Source organism: Halomonas huangheensis (genome assembly GCF_001431725.1).
Lineage (GTDB): Bacteria > Pseudomonadota > Gammaproteobacteria > Pseudomonadales > Halomonadaceae > Halomonas > Halomonas huangheensis.
On sequence record NZ_CP013106.1, the window covers coordinates 4,326,174 to 4,350,020 of the forward strand.

25 protein-coding genes are annotated in these 23,847 nt (G+C 54.3%); 5 read left to right on the plus strand and 20 right to left on the minus strand.

Annotation, left to right across the window (positions count from 1 at the left end):
* Positions 1–9: 9 nt before the first annotated feature.
* Both AR456_RS18620 and AR456_RS18625 read left to right on the plus strand, forming a co-directional pair.
* Entirely contained in the window at positions 10–447 is a 438-nt protein-coding gene (locus AR456_RS18620) for a LexA family protein (protein ID WP_216635835.1), read from the plus strand.
* Positions 431–1,684: a Y-family DNA polymerase gene (locus AR456_RS18625; protein WP_021817792.1), complete on the plus strand. Its 1,254-nt coding sequence runs from the start codon at positions 431–433 to the stop codon at positions 1,682–1,684. Before AR456_RS18620 ends, AR456_RS18625 begins: the two co-directional genes overlap by 17 nt.
* A gap of 25 nt (positions 1,685–1,709) precedes the next feature.
* On the opposite strand, the gene AR456_RS18630 is transcribed toward AR456_RS18625, so the two are convergent.
* From AR456_RS18630 to AR456_RS18645, 4 genes are all read right to left on the minus strand, one after another.
* Entirely contained in the window at positions 1,710–2,441 is a 732-nt protein-coding gene (locus tag AR456_RS18630; RefSeq protein WP_021817791.1) for a hypothetical protein, read from the minus strand.
* Positions 2,441–3,391 carry an MvdC/MvdD family ATP grasp protein gene (locus tag AR456_RS18635; RefSeq protein ID WP_031207194.1) on the minus strand — a complete coding sequence of 317 codons (951 nt, stop codon included), beginning with the start codon at positions 3,389–3,391 and terminating at the stop codon, positions 2,441–2,443. Before AR456_RS18635 ends, AR456_RS18630 begins: the two co-directional genes overlap by 1 nt.
* A 41-nt stretch (positions 3,392–3,432) precedes the next feature.
* Positions 3,433–4,011 carry a hypothetical protein gene (locus tag AR456_RS21375; protein ID WP_155829167.1) on the minus strand — a complete coding sequence of 193 codons (579 nt, stop codon included), beginning with the start codon at positions 4,009–4,011 and terminating at the stop codon, positions 3,433–3,435.
* Positions 4,012–4,109: 98 nt separating this feature from the next.
* Complete coding sequence (locus AR456_RS18645; protein ID WP_021817788.1) at positions 4,110–4,544, minus strand: DUF2569 family protein; 435 nt, start codon at positions 4,542–4,544, stop codon at positions 4,110–4,112.
* Positions 4,545–5,467: 923 nt separating this feature from the next.
* Between AR456_RS18645 and AR456_RS18655 the strand changes: the two genes are divergently transcribed.
* Positions 5,468–5,650, plus strand: a complete 183-nt coding sequence (locus AR456_RS18655) for a DUF1289 domain-containing protein (protein ID WP_031207193.1) — start codon at positions 5,468–5,470, stop codon at positions 5,648–5,650.
* 73 nt (positions 5,651–5,723) lie between these two features.
* Here the strand turns inward: AR456_RS18655 and AR456_RS18660 are convergent, their stop codons facing one another.
* The 11 genes from AR456_RS18660 to AR456_RS18710 form a co-directional block, all read right to left on the minus strand.
* Positions 5,724–6,842 (minus strand): hypothetical protein, encoded by a 1,119-nt coding sequence (locus AR456_RS18660; RefSeq protein ID WP_021817785.1) that lies wholly within the window; start codon positions 6,840–6,842, stop codon positions 5,724–5,726.
* 163 nt (positions 6,843–7,005) lie between these two features.
* A complete protein-coding gene (locus tag AR456_RS18665; protein ID WP_021817784.1) occupies positions 7,006–9,231 on the minus strand; it encodes a DEAD/DEAH box helicase in 2,226 nt (741 codons plus the stop codon).
* A gap of 94 nt (positions 9,232–9,325) precedes the next feature.
* Positions 9,326–10,492 carry a DUF6094 domain-containing protein gene (locus AR456_RS18670; protein ID WP_021817783.1) on the minus strand — a complete coding sequence of 389 codons (1,167 nt, stop codon included), beginning with the start codon at positions 10,490–10,492 and terminating at the stop codon, positions 9,326–9,328.
* Between the two features lie 15 nt (positions 10,493–10,507).
* Entirely contained in the window at positions 10,508–11,101 is a 594-nt protein-coding gene (locus tag AR456_RS18675; RefSeq protein ID WP_021817782.1) for a hypothetical protein, read from the minus strand.
* 76 nt (positions 11,102–11,177) lie between these two features.
* The gene (locus AR456_RS18680; protein ID WP_155829164.1) at positions 11,178–11,456 is read right to left on the minus strand and encodes a hypothetical protein; all 279 of its coding nucleotides are present in this window, start codon (positions 11,454–11,456) and stop codon (positions 11,178–11,180) included.
* 174 nt (positions 11,457–11,630) lie between these two features.
* Positions 11,631–12,782, minus strand: coding sequence for a DUF3275 family protein (locus AR456_RS18685; RefSeq protein WP_021817780.1), 1,152 nt, complete (start codon positions 12,780–12,782; stop codon positions 11,631–11,633).
* Between the two features lie 109 nt (positions 12,783–12,891).
* Positions 12,892–13,290 carry a hypothetical protein gene (locus AR456_RS18690; protein WP_021817779.1) on the minus strand — a complete coding sequence of 133 codons (399 nt, stop codon included), beginning with the start codon at positions 13,288–13,290 and terminating at the stop codon, positions 12,892–12,894.
* Positions 13,291–13,378: 88 nt separating this feature from the next.
* Positions 13,379–13,810: a hypothetical protein gene (locus AR456_RS18695; protein ID WP_155829158.1), complete on the minus strand. Its 432-nt coding sequence runs from the start codon at positions 13,808–13,810 to the stop codon at positions 13,379–13,381.
* Positions 13,811–14,015: 205 nt separating this feature from the next.
* Positions 14,016–14,243, minus strand: coding sequence for a hypothetical protein (locus AR456_RS18700; protein WP_021817777.1), 228 nt, complete (start codon positions 14,241–14,243; stop codon positions 14,016–14,018).
* Between the two features lie 524 nt (positions 14,244–14,767).
* A complete protein-coding gene (locus AR456_RS18705; protein ID WP_021817776.1) occupies positions 14,768–15,760 on the minus strand; it encodes a DUF4238 domain-containing protein in 993 nt (330 codons plus the stop codon).
* A 661-nt stretch (positions 15,761–16,421) separates the two neighbouring features.
* A complete protein-coding gene (locus AR456_RS18710) occupies positions 16,422–17,165 on the minus strand; it encodes an SHOCT domain-containing protein (RefSeq protein ID WP_021817773.1) in 744 nt (247 codons plus the stop codon).
* Positions 17,166–17,642: 477 nt separating this feature from the next.
* Between AR456_RS18710 and AR456_RS18720 the strand changes: the two genes are divergently transcribed.
* Both AR456_RS18720 and AR456_RS18725 read left to right on the plus strand, forming a co-directional pair.
* Positions 17,643–18,563 carry an Rpn family recombination-promoting nuclease/putative transposase gene (locus AR456_RS18720; RefSeq protein WP_021817771.1) on the plus strand — a complete coding sequence of 307 codons (921 nt, stop codon included), beginning with the start codon at positions 17,643–17,645 and terminating at the stop codon, positions 18,561–18,563.
* A 74-nt stretch (positions 18,564–18,637) separates the two neighbouring features.
* The gene (locus AR456_RS18725; RefSeq protein ID WP_021817770.1) at positions 18,638–19,009 is read left to right on the plus strand and encodes a hypothetical protein; all 372 of its coding nucleotides are present in this window, start codon (positions 18,638–18,640) and stop codon (positions 19,007–19,009) included.
* 42 nt (positions 19,010–19,051) lie between these two features.
* Here AR456_RS18725 and AR456_RS18730 read toward each other — a convergent pair whose 3' ends face one another.
* Genes AR456_RS18730 through AR456_RS18750 form a run of 5 tightly spaced genes read right to left on the minus strand, consistent with a single transcriptional unit; the run spans position 19,052 to position 23,772 of the window.
* Positions 19,052–20,563, minus strand: a complete 1,512-nt coding sequence (locus AR456_RS18730; protein ID WP_021817769.1) for a conjugal transfer protein TraG N-terminal domain-containing protein — start codon at positions 20,561–20,563, stop codon at positions 19,052–19,054.
* Between the two features lies 1 nt (position 20,564).
* Complete coding sequence (locus AR456_RS18735) at positions 20,565–20,924, minus strand: hypothetical protein (RefSeq protein ID WP_021817768.1); 360 nt, start codon at positions 20,922–20,924, stop codon at positions 20,565–20,567.
* Positions 20,925–20,935: 11 nt separating this feature from the next.
* Positions 20,936–22,366, minus strand: coding sequence for a hypothetical protein (locus AR456_RS18740; protein ID WP_021817767.1), 1,431 nt, complete (start codon positions 22,364–22,366; stop codon positions 20,936–20,938).
* A 3-nt stretch (positions 22,367–22,369) separates the two neighbouring features.
* Positions 22,370–23,320, minus strand: a complete 951-nt coding sequence (locus tag AR456_RS18745; protein ID WP_021817766.1) for a TIGR03756 family integrating conjugative element protein — start codon at positions 23,318–23,320, stop codon at positions 22,370–22,372.
* Complete coding sequence (locus AR456_RS18750; RefSeq protein WP_021817765.1) at positions 23,317–23,772, minus strand: TIGR03757 family integrating conjugative element protein; 456 nt, start codon at positions 23,770–23,772, stop codon at positions 23,317–23,319. The genes AR456_RS18745 and AR456_RS18750 overlap by 4 nt, the downstream gene beginning before the upstream one ends.
* Between the last annotated feature and the right edge of the window lie 75 nt (positions 23,773–23,847).

Below are 23,847 nucleotides of genomic sequence, written 5' to 3' on the forward strand. Positions count from 1 at the left end.
CAGGTTTTAATGATGCCCATCACCACGGTCTCACGCAATGAGGTAGCCTCTCGCTTCTCGGCACCCTGCTTCCTGTCCCGCGTTCGCGCCGGCTTTCCGTCACCGGCTGACGACTACATGGACCGAAAGCTCGATCTCAACGAGTTCCTGATCCATCGGCCGGAGGCGACTTTCTATGCTTGGGTGCAGGGCGAGTCGATGGAAGGTGTGGGCATTTACGACGGTGACCTACTCATCGTAGACCGTGCCGAGGAAGCGCGTGACGGGGATGTTGTACTGGCCAGCCTGAATGGCGACCTCACCTGCAAGATCCTCGACGTCGCCCGACGCCGGCTGATCGCCGCCCATAAGGACTACCCGCCGATCGTCATTTCCGAGGGCTCAACCTTCGAAGTTGAGGGCACTGTGATCAGCTCCGTGAGGCTCTTCCGTGCTCGCGCTCGTTGATTGCAACTCGTTCTACGCCAGCTGTGAGCAGATCTTCAGGCCAGACCTGCGCGGCAGGCCTGTTGTGGTCCTATCGAACAACGATGGGTTCGTCGTGGCCAGGTCGAAGGAAGCCAAGGCGCTGGGCATCCCGGACCTGGAGCCGTTTCACAAGATTGAGCATTTGCTGCGTCAGCACAACGTGACGATCTTCAGCTCAAACTACCCTCTGTATGGCGATATCTCCGACCGGGTGATGACGACTCTGCAGGCGTTCAGTGGGAGAATCGAGGTCTACAGCATCGACGAGATGTTCCTGGATCTCTCCGGCATGCCCGGTGACTTCAGCGAGCTGGGCAGAGAGATCAAGGACAGTGTGTGGCAGAACGTCCGGATGCCCGTGGGCGTTGGAATAGCGCCGAGCAAGACATTGGCAAAAGTGGCCAACCACGCTGCAAAGAAGATCCCGAAATGCGGGGGTGTGTGCGTACTGGATGAGCCTCACAAGTGGGAATGGTTGCTGAAGAGAATGCCGGTGACCGGCGTATGGGGCATAGCGAAGCGACTGGCCAAGCGCCTCGAGGACCTGCGTATCTACTCCGCATGGGATCTGGCCACAGCCAACCCGAAGATCGTCAGACGGGCCAGCAACGTGAATCTTGAGCGGACGATCGAGGAATTGAACGGACGCCCGTGTCTCGGCCTTGAGGACGTGCCACCAGCAAAGAAACAGATCTACTGTACCCGAGGATTCGGTAAGCGATCCGACACGTTAGAGCCAATCCAGGAGGCAGTGGCTCTCTACGCTTCCAGAGCTGTCGATAAGCTCAGGGCTCAGCGCAGTCTGGTGACAACACTGCATGTGTTCCTGCACACCAGTCCATTTGAGCCCAACTTTGTAAGTGCGAGTGCCGCTGCGCAGCTTCCGTACCCAACTGACGATGTTCGCCTGGTTGCAGCCTTGGCCCGTCGCACGGTGGCCAGCCTATACCGCCCGGGTCACCAGTACGTGAAAGCTGGGGTGGGAATGATTGAGATTCTGGACCGTCGGCACCATCAATTCGACATGCTAGAACCCGGACAGTCAGTGCAGTCTGATAAGCTGATGGCGACGTTGGATGCAATCAAGCGGAGGCATGGCAAGGGAGCCGTGTTCCTGGCAGCACAAGGCGTAAGCCAGCCGTGGTACATGCGCCAGAAGTTCAGATCTCCAGAGTACACTACGCGGTGGACAGACATTCCTTGTGTCAAAACGTAACAGGACTTCCATTATAAGAGTTTATTTAAATGCTCCCATTAACGCACAATTCATTCGGCTTCAATGGCACCTGAACATGGCAAGAACTGTCAAATTTATCATATATAACATCCTGAAATAGCAAAACATCTATATGTTTTTCCTCGTCGGCAAAAATGCTACCCATGGCTGGATAACCCCCCTGCAACAAAAGAGTTAACGTAATTAATATAACTGCTCTAACCAAAAATGCGTTAGCCATCTTTACACATGTAACCTTGTCATTCACCGACTTTCTATTAAACCTTGAAGAAACCAGCAATTTTATCAAGAGATATTTTTTTGGATCAGTTTCACTGGACATGCTCACCAACTCTTCAATATCCACACGAGAAGAAGGTACAACGTTTAATGCTCGCAAGGCCCATAGCCCGCTAAAAAATAAACAAGAAAACGACAAGACTATTAGGCCGAAGTAAATGAAAAGAATATATTTACTATATATTCTTTCCATGGAAAATGTTGCCAAAGAAGCAAGGAGAGGTGCGAAAGCACCTACGACTGCTAAGTATACCCCTGCTTTTGTTTCCGCCGTTGACCGACGGTTGTTTTCTTGGTCATGAATCCTCCTTGCCTCATCAATATAAACATCGACCTCACTTCCCCAATCGTTATCTTTCACCTTTTCAATGTCTGCTTTTGTTTTGGATTCAATACGAGAAATCTCATCCTTGGATGGTTTCTCAAGCATAGGCCACATGATTTTAAGCAGATCCATCAACTCAACTCTCCTACTAGCTCATCGACGATAGCACTGGCAATTGGAAGCCCTGTTCTATTTTCAATCCATGCCCACTGTCCATTTGGGTTTATTTCAAGGAACCAATACCTGTCATCGAGATCTTTTACCATATCAATTGCACCAAATTTGAGCCCTAGCTTTCTGACTATATCTTTGCATTTTTGTTCTATGCTCACAGGCAAAATGATAGGCTCGTGCAATAAATCTGGAACTTCTCCTCGACGCCAATCCACCACAGTTACAGTGTTGTCTTGAGAGTGGATTGCCACAGGAAAAACCTTGCTGCCCACCACAATGATGCGTATATCATAGGCCTTTTTTATTTCATGCTGAACTATTATTGGAGCAAAAGACAAATCAATCTCATCTACCGAATCAAGAGCAGGAAGCGAAGTCGTAAAAATAATCTTCTCATTCTTATCCTCAATCAGAGCTTGGCGCAAAGGTTTTCCAATCACTGAGCGAAGAGCAGCAATACTTTTGAAAGAATTTATATCATTGGTGATCGAGGTTTCAGGGATAAGAAAGCCAATATCTTTTGCCAAGAAAAGCTGCCTGGGCTTATCTTCAGAAAGTAGAATATTAGCGGGCGAATTCAACCACATTTTATCGAGACGACTGTAAAGGCTTTTTAGGAATGATGCCCATTCAGATTCAGCATAATTGAGATGTCCGCGTTCTTCTAGATCCTGTTTAACTTCCGGCTTGCCAGGGCGACGAAAATACGCTGCTCTAACATCGCCCCCAGACAAAATATTCTCACCATCGTATATCTTCCAGTCATCCCTAGAATGAATGCCCATTTCGACACGATATTGGGGCAATGACTCTGTATTAAGACGATAATACTTGAGGCCGCGCCTTTGTAATTCAAGGACTACATAGTCCATAGTTATATCACGCTCATTCGTAACTAGAAGTATCATGCCCCGCCCTCAAATTTAATAATCATGACCATTGCTCACAATTAAAAACCATCTTCATCGTCTCTTTCCTCATCCACTTTTGTTTTTGTAAGCAACTCTATCAACGGATCTACAAATGGAAATTCATCGTCGCTTTCTGCATCGACTTCAGTTTTAGTCGATAGCTCATTGAGTTTTACTGAGCACTTGATTTTTTTACCATCACCGGCAGCCATTCTAGTCGACAATGGTACGACGTCGCCATATAAAAAATCAGAATCATCCCTCTCACTTTGAACGTCCGTCTTAGTTATCAGCTCATGATGAAAAAAAGGTGACTCATCGTCTTGCTCATTATAATTATTTGTCTTTGTAATCATTTCAGACGGCATGCCGTGACTAAGTATTACTGGAACTTCTTTCCCATCGCAGTTAACGACCCAAACATTTTTTTCTTTAGAAAAACCACCAGGCATACTTTGGCCCGCACTTCTAGGAACGGCATAACGAGTAAGTAAAGGCTGATGCTGAGCAGACGATTTCTGTGACATTTTTAATACCTCTCCTTTTAGTTTCGTTTCTAACCCTAAAGGCAATTTGCAAACAAGTGGAAGCCACAAACCCCAAACTGAACAACTCATATTGGTCGGAAAACTCCCCGAGACAAGATCGAGAGGCCATCAAGAATCAGATAACAGCGCTCGAGAGACCGACTGCCCAACGATCACTGAGAGTCGGGTCATACAGGCTTCCAGTAGGTGTTGGCCACACGCTTCGACTTCTTGAAGTAGAGAGTCCAGATTGTGGTCCAGAATGCGCTACCAAGGGCCGCTGGAATGATCTCTTCAAAGACACGACCCTCGGGAAGGGCAAAGTGCATGACAATCCCTCCTCCGATAAGCGCTACAGGTCCTGCAACCCACATCATCATAATGGCATCGCCCTTGGTCGTTTGAAGTTCGCTCGTGCTCAGGATATAAGCCAATCGGAACATGACAAAGACATTCACAACGACGATGCCATACATCGCGTTCCTATATGTCTCCCAGTTGTAGAACCCTGAAAAATCTGAGTTGCTTTCAAGACCAAGAACCGCTGTCAAAGTTACAAGGAAGCCCAGTATGGGGGCAACAATGCAGAAGAAAATGATATAGAACTTTAGCCAACCACCCACCCCCTTCAGCTCTCTTGCTTGTCAACTCCGAAGCCTGTCTCTGCGGTGCTGAAATAGGCGACGATTCAAGCTCTTCATCAGTGCTAGATTCTCCCGGTGTCCATGTGGCTTCAACGGCCTTGGTTGCAGATTCACTTTTGATAGCAGTCCCGCAGTTGTAGCAGAACCGGTCTCTGCTGGCATCAACCTCCACACCACATTCACGACAATACATTGTTATGTCCCCCAGAGTTCCCTGCTGTGAGAGCGGCTACCAGGTTCCGCCATGACAACGCCCCTACCTCAACCCTAGCCCCATCCGACCCATCCGTCAGGCATCGGCCGAGACCGGAGGTCTATTGGCAGCGTCGGTGCCTGAGTAGGAGGTCACGTTACACGACTCGATGGAATGAGTTTGCATTGGTAAACTGTTCATGAACATAGGATTCAAGGAGTGATATCCATGGAACAAATGCAATGCCCTCACTGCATGGGAGCAGTGCCCCGTGGAGCAAAGGTCTGCACCGGCTGTGGAGCGGAGATCTCTTACGGTACCCCAAAGGGGGCGATTGCACTGGCCATCTTGCTACCGATCTTTATTGCCACCAAAGCAGCAGCGTATGCTCATGCGCAATGGCAAATCGGCCTCCCCGTTCAGATTGGGACTTTTGTGATACTGCTTTGTGCTGGACTCTATCTTTGCAGGAGAGTCTATGCAAATCGGGTGAACTTTAAACGCCGGTACTACCAGTAGGGACTCGTTCGATTAAGGCCGGGTCATCTATGCCTGGGCGGTTGACCCGCGTGATGACCAGCCAGTGTGTGATCGCATCAGTCTGGATGTGTCGAACGACATGTCGATTTCGACAGCGAAGAGGAGTGCCAATGTACCCATGGGGGCAGCTGGCCACTTCGTCTACGTTCAAGGACAGGACATCATTAACATGGCCAAGAAAATAGAGAGCCCCTGTATAGCCTCCTGCCGTCTGCAAGGCGGGCTATGCGTCGACTGTGGGCGCTCGGTGGAAGAGATACGCCGCTGGAAAGCCATGAAGCACCCCGAAAAAATGGCAACGGTGAAGCGGGCTGAACAACGGCGCAAGAAAGTCAACTCTGACGAATACTAGTCGCGAGGCAATAATCTCTTATACACTTGAAACGACCTCTACCGCTCCAAGTGTATAGTGCAAAGAAAAACCTCTAGTCGCAAGATTTTAACAGAGATTCTTTCATTTCGGCCCGCTCTTCTTCGCTTGCAGAAATGTATTTCTTTATCACTTCAGGGTCGGTTGTAAATATTTCTCTATAAGCTTTGTGAAACAAAGGAAGCTTAGACGACTCATAAGCCAAAGAAACATCCTCTACTTCAAACTCTTCCAGCGCCTGGCCATCCTGGTCAACCATATCCTCCAGATATACTTCGGCATTCGCACCTGTCTTAACGCCCTGCGCTCTAAACTCCAAAATATCACTTGGCCAAACAGTGCCAGAGAACAGAGCGTCAAACTTGTTCTTCTCAATAATCCAGCCCTGATAGCCTCTCACAGGATAGTAGACTTCCTCACCTCTTTCTAAGAACATCAGGAAAGTCTTCATCTCTATTCGTGTTCGTTTATAGCCCCAGGGCTGATGTCTGATGATAAGATATTTAGTGGCTTCTTCTGTTTGAAACTCGATAATAAATCCTGCATGCACCCTAGACTTCGCCCAGCTGCTTTCACCTTCATCCTCTAGAGGCTGATATCCATCTTCCATCACGAAATGAACATGAACTCTATCAGTGGAATCTTTTTCCTTAAGGATTTCTTGGACCAGTTGAAACTGTGATCGGTCATAATTTCTATCAGAAAATATCTGATCGCTTACTCCATTCAGCCATTCTTCCTTCACACCAAACTTATCAGAAAGATGAGAAATCATCTCTGGAGTCACTTTTTCTAAAAGTGACTGCGGATCTTTTAAGACCGACGCATTTATACCGAAGGGTGATAGCATTATTGCAACTTGCGAAGGTGAAAGCTTATTCCTTGCAAATACATCATAGATCCGGCTTTCCATCAAACTGGCCTGCTGAACCATCTCGTGGCTCCCACCGGTCATCAACCCTTTTAACATCATTGCAATGAATTGCTGAGAAGACACGCCATAATGTTTCGCCTGATCGTCAACGAACTTCCTGACGGCTGGCTCCAACCTTAATGTAGTGTTAGCCCTACTCCCATCGTCGTCTTCTGCTGGGGTTATTGAAGAAGAGGGAGACGGGGCCGAGTTGGCGAGGTTGCTAAGCAATCTCAGTACAGAGAATTTTCGCGATGACATAGTAGACTCCATTTGATGTATCGATAATGACAACATACATTGCCAAAACCATAGTGGCAACACGTGTTGCCATTTTTTCCCGACCCTTCCATGAGTCTACTAAAATCCACCAACCACCCGCATCAGAACCAGATGAGAACCCCCTCCGAAGAGGGGGTAAGGTTCAAGCGACCAGCTGTCTGGCCAGTTCCATCTCGACCGACACGCCATCGCTATTGAGTGCATCCAAACCCGACTCGGGTATGTCCCCGGACGTACTCTGCGCCACGGCAATCTTGCTGGCCATCAGCCGCAGACAGGCGATCTGTGACGTCTCGGCGTAGCCGAAGAAGATCACACGCACTGCCCGGTGCTGACCGATGCGCCACGATCGGCGTGCCGCCTGCTGGAGTGTGTAGACGTTCCAGCCCGTCTGCATGAATGCGATCGTCGGAAAGTCGAGTAGATCGAGGCCCGTCTTCACCAACTCGGGGTTGGTGATCAGGACATCGATCCCCTTCTCGACCCGATCCGCGATCCAGTCTTCCCGCCGACTGGTGTCGACGCTCGAGCGCAGCACAGCCACTTTCAACCCTGCCTGCTCGAGGACGCGCTTCAGGCGGCTCGTCGTGTCACGCTTGCCGGTATAGGAGGAGTAGACCAGGACCTTACGGCCCTCAGCCTTCTCCGACCGACACATCTCGACCAACTCGCCCTCCTTGGGCATCGTCGACTCGTCATCAAAGATCGACTTGGTGAAGTTGATCAAATCCCGCGATCGCGGGTGTTTGACCATCTCAGGCCGGAAACAGCAATCAGGCCACGCCAGAAGCACATTGAGCACCACACCCAACAAGGTGGTGTCCTTGCGTGCCAGTGCTTCCTTGAGCGCCTGTGTCAGCTCCCGGGAGAGCCTGTCATAGGCACTGGCCTGGTCTGACGACATCGGCACTTCCACAAACTCCTCGTCATACGGCGGAAGTACATCACCACCGATGTCCTTGAGCTTGAGGAACACCGTAAAGGGCAACACATACCGCAGTATGCCCTTCGGCCCGAACCCCGGTGCCTTGACCGTGCGCACCGACGTTTTCCGGCCCTTCGCCGTCTTGTGTCCAATGCCCTCACGCTCGGAGTAGATGTCCTTGAGAACGCCATGTTCCCGCATGAAGGCCATGGACGCCGCACCCAGCGAATTGCGCTGGGGACGGTAGCCGTCCTCGATCATCACCGGCGTCAGAACCCGAAAGAGCAAATAGAACAGGTCGTCGGCATAGCCCCCCATCAGCGTGCCGGTCAGCAGAAGCGTCTTGTGTGCCTTTGCTGCCAGAACGCCCATGGCCTGGCCCTGTGCCGACCCCGCGTTCTTGTACTCATGCCCCTCGTCGACGATCAGCAGGTCGAAGAACTGATCAGGCAGATAGCGCTTCACGAACTCGCTCGGCTGAAAACCGCCCTCACCGAAGCCGAACTCGATGTTGGCCATCGCCCGCTCCATTCTCGTCGCCTGTCGATCGTTGAACACCAGGTCGCCGTTCTCGTCCATCAGGTTGATGAACTCATGCACATTGTCAGCCAGCATCGACGAGAGAAATGCCTCCCCGAACTGGTCGATCAGCTTCTCCGATGTCACCTTGCCAATGGTCGGAATGCGTTGCAGCGCCTTGAGCACCGAACGACGGCGGGCACCCCCTTCGGGTTGCCGCTGTCGTATGAGTGTCCAGAGCTGGCCACCGCATTCTTCGCATCGCTGCTGACGTTCGGACTGCTGAAACAACTCGAACCTGATCGGCTCGTTATCGCTGTCGTGGATCATACCGCCGCAGTCCGGGCACGCCGCGAAGCGTCCGTCCAGCGTACGCTTTGGGGTGGCCACCGGGATCCAGTGAAACCCCATTCGCATCCGCACACGTCCCAGCACAAAGAACTCCGGCCGGCCATCACTGGGCTGTCCCAGCTGCTCGCGCAGCTTGAGCAGTTTCGCCAGTGTGTCCGGGCCGTTGAGCACCCAGACCCGCGCCTCGGGTATCGTCTCGAGGATCTCGCGTCGCCACTTGTAGACCAGGTGTGGCGGCGAGACGATCAACGACCGGCGATAACCTTCATTCGCCATCACGGCAGCGACGGCGATCGCCATCATCGTCTTTCCTGTACCCATCTCGGCGTTGATGATGCCGGCACGCTCATTCTGATCCAGCAACAAGGCCGATATCGCCTGAACGACATCGGCCTGTGCCGGGAACGGCTTTCGCGCCAATGAGTCCATCACCGCCTGGCGACCCGGGTTCCCCCGACCGTCGTAAACCGGGGGGTGGGTATGGTTGAGGGTATCTAGAAGCCCGTCGCCGAACTCATCGATGAAATCGTTGAGTGGGATGACGTTATCCAGTGTCGCGCATGGCATGTTCATGACCATCTCCTTGAAAAATGGGCAGAACACGCCCCTCTATGGGCGGTGTTGCTGCCCATGGAGGGAAGATCGCCGTGGCGATCGGGGTTAGTGGTTATGCCGACTCGGTGTCGGCGGTTTCAGTCACTGGCACGTTTACCGGCGTCGATGTGATCTTGAATAGCTTGCCTCGCTCCGGAGAGCTCTGCGTCACGTCCCAGGCCATGATGGCCGGCACGAAACGGTCAGTCAGAATGCGACGCTCAGTGATGTTGCCGTCGGCGTCCTCCTCAAACTCGACCTTCGCAGCTTTCTCCTTGAAGGTATCGCCCTTCACGACCAGTTGACGTCCCGACCTCGAGGTTACGATGCCCGATATGCCTCCCGCTGCCAGTGACAGCGCGAGGTGCCAGCTGGACAGCTGACGCAGCGGACGTCTTTGCGTGACGCCATCCGTCCAGAACGCGAGGTTGAAGTCAGGCCATAGGCCGCCGAGACGGTCCATTTCCTGCTCCAACTGCTCAGGTTCCAGCGACACGCGATAACAGTGCGGCGTGCTACTCGTAGCCGGTGGTACATCGTAGGGTTCGCTGCTCCAGTATTCCGGCAGGATGTCCGGCTCGATGTCCTTCGAGCCGATTCCCTGTAACAGCATTTTGACCTCTTTCGCCTTGCTGTTGGCCAGTAGTGCATTGCGCCTGGTGCGCACTCCGAACACGATCATCTGCTGGAACGTGTCGACGACGGCCCGGTGGACGCTGACGCGATCGAAATGCAGGGCAACCCAACTCGATAGCTCGTCATCGAACACATACCCCGGCACGATCATGACCATCACCCCACCGTATTGCAGGAGATGCACTGACCGCTGGTAGAACAGCTTCTCCAGCCGCTGTCGCCCCTTGCCGGCATAACCCTTGCTGCCGCCGGTCTCGCCAACGAGATCGCCATAGGGGGGATTGAAGAACAGCAACCCGAACGATCGCGGGGATATGACGGTATCCATCAGATCCGACTGGATCCCCACATCCACGACGCGCTGCATGTGTCGGGCTCGCTCCAGGTCGAATTCGATGCCATAGGCATCGGTTCTCTCCCGGCCCAGGCGATGCGCAGTTTCCAGGATCGCCATGCCTTCGCCGGCACAGGGATCGAGGATTCGCACACGTTGGTCGTGCGACGCATCCAGCGCATTCAACACACGCTCGAGCGTGGCCTCATCGGTTGGGTAATAGCCGTTCTTGGCGAAGTTTCTCGCCAACCGTGGAAACATCAGCGCCATGGTGGCCTCCTGGGTTCATTGAATGGCGAGTTCGCCGGAGTGGATACGTTGGCCGATCGCCTCCTGCACTGAAGCCAGCGAAAGATCGATCCAGACGCCGGACAGACGCTCGGACGTCTGGTCGAGCATGCGGATGGCTTCATGCTCGAGGAGCAACTGCACGATCGTCGGTCGCCAGTGATCCAGGAGCGGATATGTCGCCAGGTCACGCAGTCGCGACCAGAGCATCGCGCTCTTGTCCTGCAGGGAATCTCTTTCGTTGAAGATGGCATAGCACTGCCGATTGGCCCGGTCGGGCTCCTGGCAGCGCTGATCGAACAGCCAGAGGTTCAGCAGACTACCGAATCGCGTTTGTCGATAGGTCCGCGTGGTGCGCTTACCTAGTCGGTCGCGGTTCAAGTGCAACCGGACGGGCCGCTCTCCCATCATGTTCAGACTGTCCAGGCCGCCTTCGCTAATCGGCAAGGTCAGCTTGGCCATCAGCTCATGGATCGCGGTATCCCGTCCCCAGAGGGATAGGAACACTGCGCTGTCGCTATCGGCGACATAGCTGTCCAGAAATAGCTCCGGGGCCTCTTCGAGGCACCGGAGCCGGGGTTGAGTCGTCATGCTCGCCTCCGTGATAAGGAAAAGGGGCGAGCTACCCCCGAGGGGCAGGCGTCGCCCCACGGGGAAGTGAATGTGATCAGATCCGCTTGAACTGCCGTGCTTGCGGGTCATAGAAACGTGCGTACTCACCCGCACGTATCGGCGTGTAGCCCTCTTCGAAAATCCGGGTCAGGTAGTCGTCGCGAAGGGATACAGCCTCTCGCGCCGGCGTCACCGGTATACCTTCTTCGATGAAGAACTCGAACAACTCCTCGTCGGTCGAGGACTCGTTGTTGGACAGCTGGTCCTCAATCATTCGCAGCTGTGCTTCGGTGAGTGCCGAGAATATGGGATCCATGGATTTAGTCACTGACATCGCTCGTCTCCATCATGTTGTTGATGGGCGATCCATCCCCAACGGGATGAAATCGCCCGTAGGGGAATGACCTTTCGGTCGGGTAGTCAGTCAGGCATACAGTCGCTGAGTCCAACTGCCGCTGGCCAGCGCCTGCAGAGCCTGGTCGTGCGTTGTGAAGCCTTGTTAAAAAGCTCAGGCGGCTGCAACAGCCGCGTAGTTCCAGGTTTGTGATCTGGCATCGAACTGATATCCGAGCTGCTTCAGGCGCGATACCTGAGCCCGGAACGTCCCCCGGTCGACCGTGGGATCCAGCTTGACGCTATCGCCCAGTGGCCACTGATGGCCGAACAGTTCAATGTCCTGATCATCCGCCCTGGGCCGGCGCGTCGGCATAGCCTTGACGCTCTCCTGCTGCGGTTGGTCAGTGGATGCCAAAGCACGGTTTTCCTGGTGCGCTTGCTTCAGGACCTCCGCTGCCAGGCGTGCCGCGCCGGTTGCCCGAAATATGGCTCTCTTGTCGTCCCTCAATGCCTGAATCCAGCTGGCGATGTAAGCGGTGTCGAAAGCGTCGTTTCGGATACCGAAGTGCCCGCACAGAAAGGCACTGCCCAGCTGCGCGATCAGTTCCTCGAAGGCATACTGGGGAGTCCCGAAGCCGTCGTGGTCAGTGATACCGGCACGCGCCAGGCGTGATTCGTGCCCAGTGGCGTGCGTGAGTTCATGCAGTGCGACGCTGTAATACCCCTCGGCGTCATGAAACCGCTCCTTTGCCGGCAGCAGCACACGGTCCTGTTTGGGGTAATAGCCAGCAACGTCACGATCCAGTGAATGCACGACCTTGATGCCACAGCCATCGATGAAGTCATCGAGCGCGTCCACGCTCTCGAATCCCTCAATCGTGGTAGCAGGCGGGTTCGTGACGTCATCTGGAAGTCCATCGCACTGATCGATGTTGAAGAGGTTGAACCCCCGCAGGATAGCGAAGTGCTTCTCCTTCGGGTTGCCTTCCTCATCCATAACGGGATCGCCGGCGTCGTCGACGATCTCCCGCTTCATGGGTTTGTAGAAACAGGCAAGGGTACTTCTTTCGCCCTTGCGCACCGAGCCTCCGGCTTCCTTCGCCTGGCGAAAGGTCAGCCAGCGATCTTGAGAAAAGCCGCGCTTGTCGGCCATGTCCCAGAGCAATGGCACATTGATGCCGTTGTATTGACGCCCGGAAACAGCATTGCATGGTATGAGGGGCGTTCGACTGGACGGATCCCAGGGCCTCCCGACGCCGGGAAGGACTCCCTGCTCAAGGCTTTCCAGAATCCGGTCAGTGATTGCCTGATAGATATCGGCCATCGTCAGATCCTCAAGATGACGACCGAGCGGCCCCCACCGGGAGCGCATCCCGGTCGGGGGTGAAGAGAAAAGCCCGGCGAGCCGGGCTATCTAGTAGATAAGGGGATGGTCAGGCAGCCATGGCGCTGTGACCGGCCAGAGAAAACACCAGCACTTGCTTGTGCCAGAGGCGCTGCACCTCGACATGAACTCGCAGGGAGCATGGCAAGTTGCTGACGCTGAGATTGCCGTGCACCTCAACATCACAGTCAAAGGCACGACATCCAGAGGGAACATCGGCGAGTTTATCTCTCGCGCTGTCCATGAAGCCGTCTATGAGATCCAGCCAGAACACCGCAGGCACACGCTCGTGTGCTGAGGTGGCGGCAGATAACATGACAACCTCGTTCAACAGAGGCTGCTCCATGTGGACCATGCAGTTCCGATCTGATGGGCACAGGCCGCGATACATGGCCTTGGTCGTGACATCAAGGCGCGGAACGGCATGTTGAGTGGTGGCAGTAGTCATTGTGCTTCTCCTTCGTTTGAACAAAAAAAGGGGAAGCACCTCGCCCCAGGGGGAAGGAAACTTCCCCATAGGGTGGATACCGCTTGGTTTATACCGGCAGAACGTGTGCCTTCCAGGAATAGCGGTGCGTGCTCACCTTGCGATGATCCACGACATGCCCCTGGTCATTACGAACTGGCTGTTTGACAACGACCGCTTCACGCCCGAGAAACTCGAGCGCGACGGTGTCACCAACGGCCAGTGGGGTCTCCAGCGCTACGCGCTTTAGATCGATACCCCACACGGTTCTGTCGTCACCACGCTTGGTTCGTAGCGTGATGTAGTAGCTGAGGCGGTTTGCCTCGTCGAACTGATAGGGAGCGCTGCCATGGGCAACGATCTCTCCTCGATGCGTAACACCGTCTCGACGGGAACCAGAGGACTTCGAAGAAGCCGTCCCATCCTCGCCGGTTGCACTACGATCGAAGCCGAAGCTGATGATCCCGAGGCGCTTGAGCACCACCAGGGCGACAAGCGTCAACCAGATCCACCGGAGTGGCTCGGGTATGACCTGCGGAAACATTAGCGGAATCAGAACGGAGAGAAGTAAGGCGCGAGAGCCTTTGAATGGATGCTTCTTCATGGTGATACTCCAGTGGATCAAATCCGGGAGACACACCTTCCCCATTGGGGATGTGTCCCCAGATGGGTAGTAGAAGCAGGATCGGTGAAGCGAAAGCGCTGTGTCAGCTGAAAACCTTCAGCAACGCCATGACGATACTGAGAACGCCGACGGAACCGGCAATCATACCGCCAAGACGAACCGTCAGCCGTGTCTCCAGCTGGCTCAGGTCTTGCTTGGTGGCTAGTTGCTGTTGCATCTCGCTCTCCAGGGCATTGACGACATCCATTGCCTTCTCATCCGAGACATCGGCAGAACGCAGGGCGTTGTACAAGGCAATGCCTAGCTGCATGGGAATCTCCTTCTATTGGATGGGAGACTCCCGTCCAGGGAAAGTCTCCCTGGTGGGGTGAGGTAGCATCCAGCCCTTGCGGGCGCCGTCTCTCGGGATGCGTTACGGCTTGCGGGCTGCCCCGAAGGGCAAAGGGCGCTGCTGTTGCCGTCAGCAGCAAACGGGTGCCCATCAAGAATAGCCAATGTTCGCGACCGAGCACAAGGTCAGTCGAGGTTTCATCACTGATCACGTCCGGGCTGTATCGTATGCGCTCAGCACCGGACAAAAGCCACGTGAAGCCACGCTAGCGCCGGCTGATGGCTTGCCGTCTAAAACGCCCCGGGTTGTGGGCGGAAGGTTCTCCTCAGGCGTCCCATAATTCGATCGCTTCTGCGTTGGTCTGAGAAGCGTGACCAAGTCACCTACCACTGCCGTCCAGCGGCTTTAATGTACCAGCAGGACGTTCCACTAGAGCAGATATAACGCAGTGCTCGCTGGAAAACAGGAGCGCAGAGATTATTTTATCCGCGCGTATCATTTTGTTAGCTGATTTGCATGCGAAGTCCAGATTTATATGCTTTGTTATCGCCAATCATTTCTTCCGCCAACGCAAAATTATCTTTCTCACAAAAAACATACTGCTCTGAAAATGACACTTGCAAACTATTAAGAAACCTTACATTATTAGCAGACTGCTTAATTGGATTTCCGCTCTCATAGGCATTCCCTAGCTCTATCAAGCCAAGAGGATTGTTTAATTGTTGTAAAAGGGGAGATGCGATAGCTATTAAGGCTTTGACCTGGCGCTTCCCATTAATTGCAGCTTCAGAAATAGAGGGGCATGTTAATGCAAGTGTTAGAGATGACGACAGTGGCAAGTGTATTTGTATACCTTTAAGGGCGACACCCAAGTTACCCAAAAAACCCATATCCACTTCGTTATATAGAGTAACTGGATTATCAGATATAAAAAATGGGTCGTGAGTGCTCGTTTCATAGAGAACCCATGATTTAGCCATTAAATGCGCAACGGTTTCTCTTTGGTCAAGAATTAGTTCTAGAAATAGGTTTTTACGTTCACTTGACCCTTCTGAACCTAACTCTTCCTCTATTTGCTCGCGAGTCGAGCCAATTGCAGCGAGCTTTCCCGTCAACGCGCCAACAACATGCTCAATGCGAAGAAATTCACCATACGACCTAGACCGCTGAACCGCTATAAATGTCGCGATTTTAAACCTGTCAACTTCAGACAGCCATCCAATGCTATTCGTTTCGATGATTCGCTTTATTAGTGGCGCAGCTTCAGTTTCATAGATCCCCAAAATAGGCTCTAAACTTGCTCTCTCAGGATGATTTTCAATATTATAGAAAGTATTTCTTGTTGTTGCATCAAAAACTGACTGCTGAAATCTTCGAGAGCTTTTTTTATCAAAAGTATACAACCTTCTTTTTTTTCCTTTTTTCCCAAAACCAAACTTATCCAAGAGAAAGCGTGGTACAGTGTGTTGCTTTTTGACGTCCGTAGTAATTTTCAAAGGTTACTCACTATCATTTCATTTAATACAGAAAAACTAACGTAGAGCACACTGGAGACCTTGATGCAGCGAAGCGGAGACATGGGCATCAGAGTGCGGTGCTTGGTTAACTGGTTGCTCGACATTAGCACGCCGTTTCCGCTCCTGCTTGATCATTTGTTCCTGGTGCTTCTCGAGGGAGTTCAGCTCAAGACGCTCACGGCGTTCATTAACCGTAGAAGAATCCTCAATAGGAAATAACATTGGCCAACCGTTTCCATCAACACCAAACTGGGTGCTGTAGGATTGAGGCTTGCTAGATAGAGTACGTACCCGATCTTGGAGAAGTGCCAACTGCCAACCCGCTACATCCTCTCCCGTCACGGCAGCCTCATCCCCAACTAACGAAATTCCGGGCCGGCCGTGAGCACCAATCATCTCCTTCAGGCGGAAAGCACTGCTCTCATGTAGGGCTTTCATCAGGGGATGATAGATTCAGATGACAGCTCTTCGGAATCGAAGAGTTTCTGCAACAACCGCTGATTTTCCGCCATCTTCGTGACTGGCTCATTCGCAAGAATCTGTTTCATGGGCACTTTCCCAGTTAATCAACAGCACGCGCGGCTTCGGCACGCAGGTGAAGTAGCGCGTGCTGTAATTGATAAATTACTTGAAAGCGTGGCTATGACAACAGCTTCTGTTTCTGCGTTACGAACTCCTCGTCGGAGAGTACTCCCTTGTCCCGGAGATCGCTCAATTTTGAAAGTTCGTCTGCCAATGAGTTGATGTTAGAGCTCTCTGCACTGGAGGAAGGCTCGGTGTTCACTTGGCGTTCATCTTCGTTATCTGCTATTTTAATAAGGACAGCAGCTAATCCATGCCAATGACGAGCCTGATCCATAGCCGTTTTGTAAACTATACCGTCCTTCTTCCCTTCAACATCCATAAAATTAAGGTCGTGCAAAGGCGACTTCGTGTCGTTTACGGTTATTCTAAGATCAACCCTCTTTACTTTTTCAGACGATTTTGTTTTTCCTGACAACCCACCGATAATAGCTCCGACACCTCCGAGCGCAAGACCACCAATAAGTGCTCCGCCAAGCTGGCTTCCTCTTGCCGTTTTGGTGACTGTCTCTCCATCTACAAATATTTCGGAAGAAAGGATGTCTCGATATGTGATTGGTTTCAGCCTAACGCCAGACGGACCACTATTAATCAATACGACTTTTCTCCGATCTTCATCAATCGCAAGGCCAGCCTCTCCATTATTTCCTATTATTTTCTGTGTAGGAGAAAACTCAGGAAGAGACCTTAACTTCTCCTCCATCGCTTTCTTTTTATTTGATACAACAACAACCTGCACGATTGCGATACCTACCCCTGCGATAACAATCAGTAATACCCAACCCCAAAAATCCATAATCATCCCCCCCTATCTGAAGTCTAAAGTTCAAGCTCACCTGCTGCTCCGCCACAGCACAGCAGAGGCGGAGCAGCAGGTGCATTACGCTGTTCGGATGCGTCTCTTATAGCAGACAAGTATTTTCTATGCAGCACTGTCCTGAAAAAAGATGCCTAAGAGTTCCCGGTCTACTGAGGAGGTGCCCCCCCCCCGACGTCGAAGCCTTCCACCCTATAGGGGAAGGGAATGATATGGGCAAGTAGAGGGATTTTGACTCAAGGGGGAGACCTACGAGGTGGTGGTTACCCTTTCACAGTCGCCCTTTGGCCCTTTCAGCCCTTTGGTGTTTGCCCCTGCTATTCGGGTAAGCCCCTTCCCCTTACTCCCCCTTCCCTTCCAACCCTTTGCCTGAGCCATTTCCCTTTCCCTCGCGGGGAAGCGCGGCGCAGAGGGGCGCTCGCTGTCATGATAAGCTGCCTCCAGCCACATCACGGAGGATTCATGAACAACCAGCACGATCACAGTTATAAGCTGCTGTTCAGCGAGCCAAGGGTCGTCCGCGACCTGCTGACAGGCTTCGTGAAGGAAGAATGGATTGAACGCCTGGACCTCGACTCGCTGGAAAAGGTCAGTAGCACCTTCGTCACCGATGACCTACGCGATCGCGAAGGTGATGTGATCTGGCGTGTGCGCTTTGGTGACGAGTGGGTATACGTCTATCTGCTGATCGAGTTCCAGAGCACTGTCGACTCGTTCATGGCGCTGCGTATCATGACCTACGTGGGGCTGCTGTATCAGGAGCTGGTCAAACAGAAGAAGCTGACTCAGGACGGCAAGCTGCCCCCCGTGCTGCCTATCGTGCTGTACAACGGCGAAAAACGTTGGAATGCGGCACTCAACGTGGCTGAACTTGTCCAACCTGTACCGGGAGGCTTGGAGCACTACCGGCCTGACCTCCCATATCTGCTGCTGGATGAAGGCGCAATCGTGACCAGTGAGCAGTGGTCGGAGGAGACCCGAAACGTGGTGTCGGCCATCTTCCGGCTGGAACATCACCAGGATCCGCAGGATGCCATTGATCTGATCGGATTACTGGTACAATGGTTACAAGCACCGGAGCAGACCCAGCTACGCCGGCACTTCGCCCTCTGGATCCGGCGCGTGCTGCTGCCTAGCTGGGTACCCGAGAACGAAGGGGCTGAGTGGCAGTCGCTCAACGACTTAAATGAGGTGCACAATATGCTGGCTGAACGTGCAAAGCAGTGGCCCGAGCAGTGGAAACAGCAAGGGCTGGAAGAAGGTCGACTGGAGACGGCTCGCAATATGCTCGAGCGAACCTCCATGGATGACCAGATGATCGCTGAACTGACGAAGGTGGACATCGAGCAGGTCCGTAAGCTGAGAGAAGAGCTGAAGCACTGACCCAGTTCGAATTGCACTGAACTGGCTTGCAAGCTACTCTCGAACTATCTGTACCCGTATTCTGGAGGTGTCCCATGAGCCTCAAAAAGCTCCTGTGGAACGACAAGGCAACTGAGCTGTTCGGTCACTGCCGTGACCAGAGCGAGCGAGCTGCGCCTGAGCGTCCAGAAGAGGACATCGCCTCCCATCGTAGCCACACGGCCCGCAAGGTTCTCAAAGGCTCTGCAGCGTTCACGTCTGCGCTACTGTTTGGGACAAAAGAATCCCAAGGGCTGATTCGAACCTTGGGCCAAGCATCGGCTGAAGCAGGGAAGAATGTCTGGAATTCTTTGCCGGAGGATCGGACCTCAACTCCTATGCCCGACTCTCTAGAGGAACAGGATGGGTATCGCTATGGCCATAATGGCTATGGCTACTATATGGGCGGTTTTAAGGTCCATGATTGAACTGTACTGGAGAGGTCCTCCAGTACAGTCAAACTTCTATAATTAAGCTTTCCCTCCCGAAGCCCCTTTCTGTGCCATATCACCTCCTTTTTGGCCTGCGCCCTTAGACTCTCTACCTGCTTCGCTAACACCACCAATGGCATTGCCAACCTTAGCTCCGGCCCAACCCAAAGCGGAAATCCAAACACCTGGCAATACCAGGAACATCATCCCGCTTACGAACTTGAGCACCATCTTGTCATTGGCATTTTCAACGCCGGCAATCCAACTAAGCTTGGCGGCATCGCTGTCGTACATCAGATCAACCAAGTTCGAGTCCAGCCAACGTGCCAGTTCCCACCAGAACGTTAGGAAGAAGATCGCGAATAGGCCAAACATGGCTGTCCCGGCCACCTTGACGGAGTAACCCGAGGCCACCAGGACAAACGGCAGACAGATGATGATCGCCATCAACAAGATCCCCTGGATCATCGGCAATGACTGTTTGAGGCTGTCCATGCCCGCCTGAAATGGGATGGTGGCCACCGCATTACCGACCATTCCGGCCGCAGAGGTGACATCATCGACAAACCCACCATCCAGTGACCGGTAGCCAACGGACGCCTGACTGGTATTACCATTCGCTGCACCAGAACGTGGGCTCACCATACGCCGGATCATGTATTCCTCTGCAGACGATGTCCCCGGGAAGAAACTCTGCATGCGTGACCACACCGTGGTGTCGACCTGATCCTGGATCCGAGCCGCCAGTCCCTCTGAGCCATCGCTCCACCACTCGCGGCAACTGGGATACCCTGGTTGGCCTGGCCCCGTGCTGGGCCGTGCCTGATCACGATCGGCATTGTAGGGGAAGCCTGGCATGGGTCGGGGTGCATAGAAGCTGTCGTAATAGCCCGGAGTGTCCAGGAAGTAATCCGAGCCTACCCAGTCGACATCCATGCCCCTGGCCTCCTCGAGGCCCGCCCCACTCTGAAACAGCTTGTTCCTGGCCGGACCAAAGCATGCCAACTGGAATTCACCAATCTCACGTTTCAGCCCCGGGTCAGAAATGGATTCAAGGTCGAGCGCCGTGCGCACCGACTGGTAGTCCGTCGAACAGGGGATCTTCGAGATGGCCACGTTGGTCAGGCCCTTGGAGAGCGAGTGTGTCAGCGCCCACCACATGGGGACGCGAGCCTGCTGCCCGTCAATCGACGTCATGGTCGACTCGCCCCACTGCCCAGAGGACATCATGACGGTGCCGCACTGTTCAGCATGCTCCTGATTGACGTTCACTGGGTTCACGTTGAGCGTGAACACAGGGACGCAGGTAAACGCCACAACCAGCAGCATCACATAGAGCCGTGACTCGATGCGGTTGAGCGACAGTACCCCCTTGTTGCCTTCATCGTCGCCCTCCTGTCTCGCCCGGAACCACTCACCGGCGACCAGGGCGATAAATGGCACGACCGCGATACCGGTCGAAGTCATGGCATCCCAGACGCCATTGTTGATGACCCAGCCCAGGGTGAGCATGGTGCCTTCCATGTAGTCATTGACTGCGAACGTCGCCATGTCAGGCTCCTCCCCACCAGATGAACAGGTTGTAGCCCTCGATCAGGACCAGAACGATCAGGATCATGCGCTCGAGCTTGTGCAGCAGGACACGGCCCTGCTGGCCACCATCCTTGTCCTGCTCGACGCTCTGCAGGATCCTCGGACGCCAGGCCCGCCACCAGACCAACGCCAGCCCGCCGTAGAAGATGACTCGCCAGGCCATCAACCAATGACGGTTTTCCCCCATAGCGATCTGAAAGTCTGAAATGCTGCCGTAGAGGCGCATTCCTGTGTAGACGACCAATCCTCCCAACCAGGCCGCAATGATCAGTCCAAGGAGCCCCAGTAGCAGCGGGTGACGTTTGAGTGATCGGATCATCGTGAGACTCCTTATTGCCCTTCGACCGGCGCACCACGACCATCCAGCTCGCTACGCGGACTGTCGGATTCGTTCTGCATGGAACCGCCGGCACGGTTGGCCGCTCGCTGGAGTGCTGACATCGCGGCACTGCTGGCCAGTGACTTACGGATTTCCATCTCGCTCTGCAGCAACTCGATGTCCCGATTGAAGGCATCGACCTTGCGATCCAGCGCTGTCATCCCTTCCTGGTTGTTCTCGATGCCCGGATCACTTGTGCCAGCAATCAAGGCTCTTCGCGCCCACATCGCCTTGGTGAGGGTTCTGGCCAACGCCATCTCACTGGCAAGACGCTGTGCCAGCAATGGTCCCTGGGGATCGGAGCGCATCGCCTCGATCACGCCTCGCGACACAGCAAGGCCACTACCTGCTGAAACATCATTCAGCTTGTCCTGGGTAATTTCGCCGCCATTCAGCATGTCGACCAGATTCTCGTGGATACTTTGCTGTTCTTCCTCGAGCTCACGGATCAACCCGGTGCCGGCAACGCTCTCGGATTTCTCGCATCCATCGCAGGACCGCAGCTCGGTATCGCCGACGATCTTTTTGGTCCACTCGGCGGCTTCCTCGGGGGAGCCCCAAATGGTGCACATGCCGCCCATACAATCGCTGCCACTCCCGGCACCGCCACCACCGCTGCCACCGGCAATACCGCCTCCACCCACCCAGTCACCATTGGAAGTAGAGACCGATCCCCAGCCTCCTCCTCCACCCGAAACAGTCTCATTCGATGTCGTATCGGTGCGGCCATGAAGCAGGTTGTAACCGGCTTTGGCCGTATCCTCGACAACACGCAAGGGCGCCTGGCCGCTGCCACCACGTTTCTGACCACCCACCCAGGTGCGGCCAGCGTTGCCGGCCTCAGCCTCAGCTTCCTCTTGAGCTGCCACAGCATCAGGATTTGAGCTCGCGATGTCCTGCCAGTTTTCCGCCATGGCGCTCTGCTGCATTTGCCCCCCGACCGTCGCATCGGCCAGGGCCTCGGACATGCGCTGGCAGGAGAGCTTCGACTTGTCGAAGTCCATTCGCCCCTGCAGGACGCCGTTGGTCAGGAGGTCATAGAGAGCGGGATTGGATCGTTGGATGATCATCGCCGGCAGACTGGCCACTGCGCCGGTGGCGTTCTGAACGACATCCCCCATCATGTTCTGGAAGCCATTGGTCAGGCCATTGAGCTGATTGCTGACTGTCGCGCCGATATCGAAATTGCCGCAGGTGGCGTCAACGTTCCAGCTGACCCCCATCCCATTCATCCTCGGGTCGTGTCCCAGCCCTGCAGACGCGCCGAAGGGGGCCGCGCCCCCAATGTCGTAGTAGAGCCGATCAGCGGATTGCGCCTGAGCCAGTAGCGGAGTGACCAGCGCCACCGAGAGCGTCAGGCTCTGAAGGATCTGTCGTTTCATGGCTTACTCTCCGGTGAAATACAGCAGTTCTTGCCCCCGGACCGCACAACACCGATAGGGACGCCACAGCGCCCAGGCGTAATTGCCGGGATCCTGGAGTTGATGGCTTTCGCCCCCATCCGGGAAAATCGAGCAGGACATGCTCATGTTGGGTTCCAGTTGTTGCCACTTGTGCGTGTCTGGATCCCCTTCCATGACAGGGTCAGGTGCCCACTTACCCGCGGCAGGATTGTCAGTAGGGGCCAGCGGCATGTAGACGTGCGGCTGCCCATTGCGTGTTACGACATCCGCCGCACGCTGAGCGGTGGTGGCAGCGGCTTTATAGTCATGCGGCTGGGAGACGAAACCGCTGCGCGGATAGATCGGGCTCCAGAGATCCCCCACCGTGCCCATCTCTCGCATTCCCGGTGTCAGCGCCTCGGGATAGGCCATCTCGGGGAGGGATGAGCGCCAGGCCAATGCATCCAGTGTCGACAGGAAATACGGGGTATAGGGCAGCACATCGCTTTCGCAGGAATACCCGAAAGAACTGAGCATCCGGTAGAAAACCGCGCCCCCAGGGTGGCCAATGGCGTCGGTATTCTTGAACCTGGTGTTGGAGTGGCGGCTATCGGCTTCCTCCGTCGCACGGCCACCGCCCGTAGCATCCCCTGTTGGTGGTGACAGCATTGCCACCTCGCTCCAGGGGTTGTCACCGGTATTCTCGTAGGACGACACCACCAGCTCGGGGATGAAATGTTTCACACGCGTCGAGGTGCGCACGGTACAGCCATATGGAGTGCAATAGAGCCAGGCACAGATGCCGATGACCTGGTACTCGAGACACGAAGTGCTCAACGAAGACTCGGCGATCTCGGGTGTGGTGAGCGCGCGCGCCTGGGGAGCCGTCGTCGTGCTGGCCATCCCGATTGTCAGAGCAACGGCCATGGACAGGGAGGTGAACGTCCGCATCATTGGTCGACTCCATCCTGTGGGGAGTATTCACCGATTGCCCTATCGATCTCCTCGAGGGCGACACGGACTTCGGGTTCGCCGTACACGACATAGCGTCCATCGAGGACGACTGCTGGAACCTTCTCGATACCGAGCATCCAGGCGCGTGCGACGCCGGTATAGATCTCGCCATAGCGTTTCAGGGTGGCCTGCCACTCTGGGCCGCTCATGCGGGATTGAAGGACCTGTTTCGCACGATCAGGATCCGCAGGCAGGTCTCGCGAGATCTGGGCATCGAGCCTGGCCGGTGCATCCAGTTCAACCACGGCAGCCGACGCCGGCGCGTTGATGATGGGCTCGCCAGCCACGGTAAATACCTCGACGCCGGCATACGCCACACCACCCCATGTCAGGGCAGTAACGATGCTGCAGGCACACAGGACGGCGCGTGGCCGCAAATTGGGGATTGGCATAGCTCGACTTCCACGGCGATATCAGCGTTCAGGTGTACCGGGAAGCCAAAGGCGAGGCAGTAGAGAATGTTAAAT

Bases quoted from the DNA above. Each gene is read 5' to 3' on its own strand.
- AR456_RS18660 (WP_021817785.1), bottom strand. From the start codon at position 6,842: ATGTCATCGCGAAAATTCTCTGTACTGAGATTGCTTAGCAACCTCGCC.
- AR456_RS18655 (WP_031207193.1), top strand. From the start codon at position 5,468: ATGGCCAAGAAAATAGAGAGCCCCTGTATAGCCTCCTGCCGTCTGCAA.
- AR456_RS18735 (WP_021817768.1), bottom strand. From the start codon at position 20,924: ATGATCCGATCACTCAAACGTCACCCGCTGCTACTGGGGCTCCTTGGA.
- AR456_RS18675 (WP_021817782.1), bottom strand. From the start codon at position 11,101: ATGACGACTCAACCCCGGCTCCGGTGCCTCGAAGAGGCCCCGGAGCTA.
- AR456_RS18620 (WP_216635835.1), top strand. From the start codon at position 10: ATGATGCCCATCACCACGGTCTCACGCAATGAGGTAGCCTCTCGCTTC.
- AR456_RS18750 (WP_021817765.1), bottom strand. From the start codon at position 23,772: ATGCCAATCCCCAATTTGCGGCCACGCGCCGTCCTGTGTGCCTGCAGC.
- AR456_RS18665 (WP_021817784.1), bottom strand. From the start codon at position 9,231: ATGAACATGCCATGCGCGACACTGGATAACGTCATCCCACTCAACGAT.
- AR456_RS18720 (WP_021817771.1), top strand. From the start codon at position 17,643: ATGAACAACCAGCACGATCACAGTTATAAGCTGCTGTTCAGCGAGCCA.
- AR456_RS18670 (WP_021817783.1), bottom strand. From the start codon at position 10,492: ATGGCGCTGATGTTTCCACGGTTGGCGAGAAACTTCGCCAAGAACGGC.
- AR456_RS18635 (WP_031207194.1), bottom strand. From the start codon at position 3,391: ATGATACTTCTAGTTACGAATGAGCGTGATATAACTATGGACTATGTA.
- AR456_RS18725 (WP_021817770.1), top strand. From the start codon at position 18,638: ATGAGCCTCAAAAAGCTCCTGTGGAACGACAAGGCAACTGAGCTGTTC.
- AR456_RS18730 (WP_021817769.1), bottom strand. From the start codon at position 20,563: ATGGCGACGTTCGCAGTCAATGACTACATGGAAGGCACCATGCTCACC.
- AR456_RS18630 (WP_021817791.1), bottom strand. From the start codon at position 2,441: ATGGATCTGCTTAAAATCATGTGGCCTATGCTTGAGAAACCATCCAAG.
- AR456_RS18700 (WP_021817777.1), bottom strand. From the start codon at position 14,243: ATGCAGCTAGGCATTGCCTTGTACAACGCCCTGCGTTCTGCCGATGTC.
- AR456_RS18710 (WP_021817773.1), bottom strand. From the start codon at position 17,165: ATGATTATGGATTTTTGGGGTTGGGTATTACTGATTGTTATCGCAGGG.
- AR456_RS18745 (WP_021817766.1), bottom strand. From the start codon at position 23,320: ATGATGCGGACGTTCACCTCCCTGTCCATGGCCGTTGCTCTGACAATC.
- AR456_RS18685 (WP_021817780.1), bottom strand. From the start codon at position 12,782: ATGGCCGATATCTATCAGGCAATCACTGACCGGATTCTGGAAAGCCTT.
- AR456_RS18740 (WP_021817767.1), bottom strand. From the start codon at position 22,366: ATGAAACGACAGATCCTTCAGAGCCTGACGCTCTCGGTGGCGCTGGTC.
- AR456_RS18680 (WP_155829164.1), bottom strand. From the start codon at position 11,456: ATGTCAGTGACTAAATCCATGGATCCCATATTCTCGGCACTCACCGAA.
- AR456_RS18690 (WP_021817779.1), bottom strand. From the start codon at position 13,290: ATGACTACTGCCACCACTCAACATGCCGTTCCGCGCCTTGATGTCACG.
- AR456_RS21375 (WP_155829167.1), bottom strand. From the start codon at position 4,011: ATGAGTTGTTCAGTTTGGGGTTTGTGGCTTCCACTTGTTTGCAAATTG.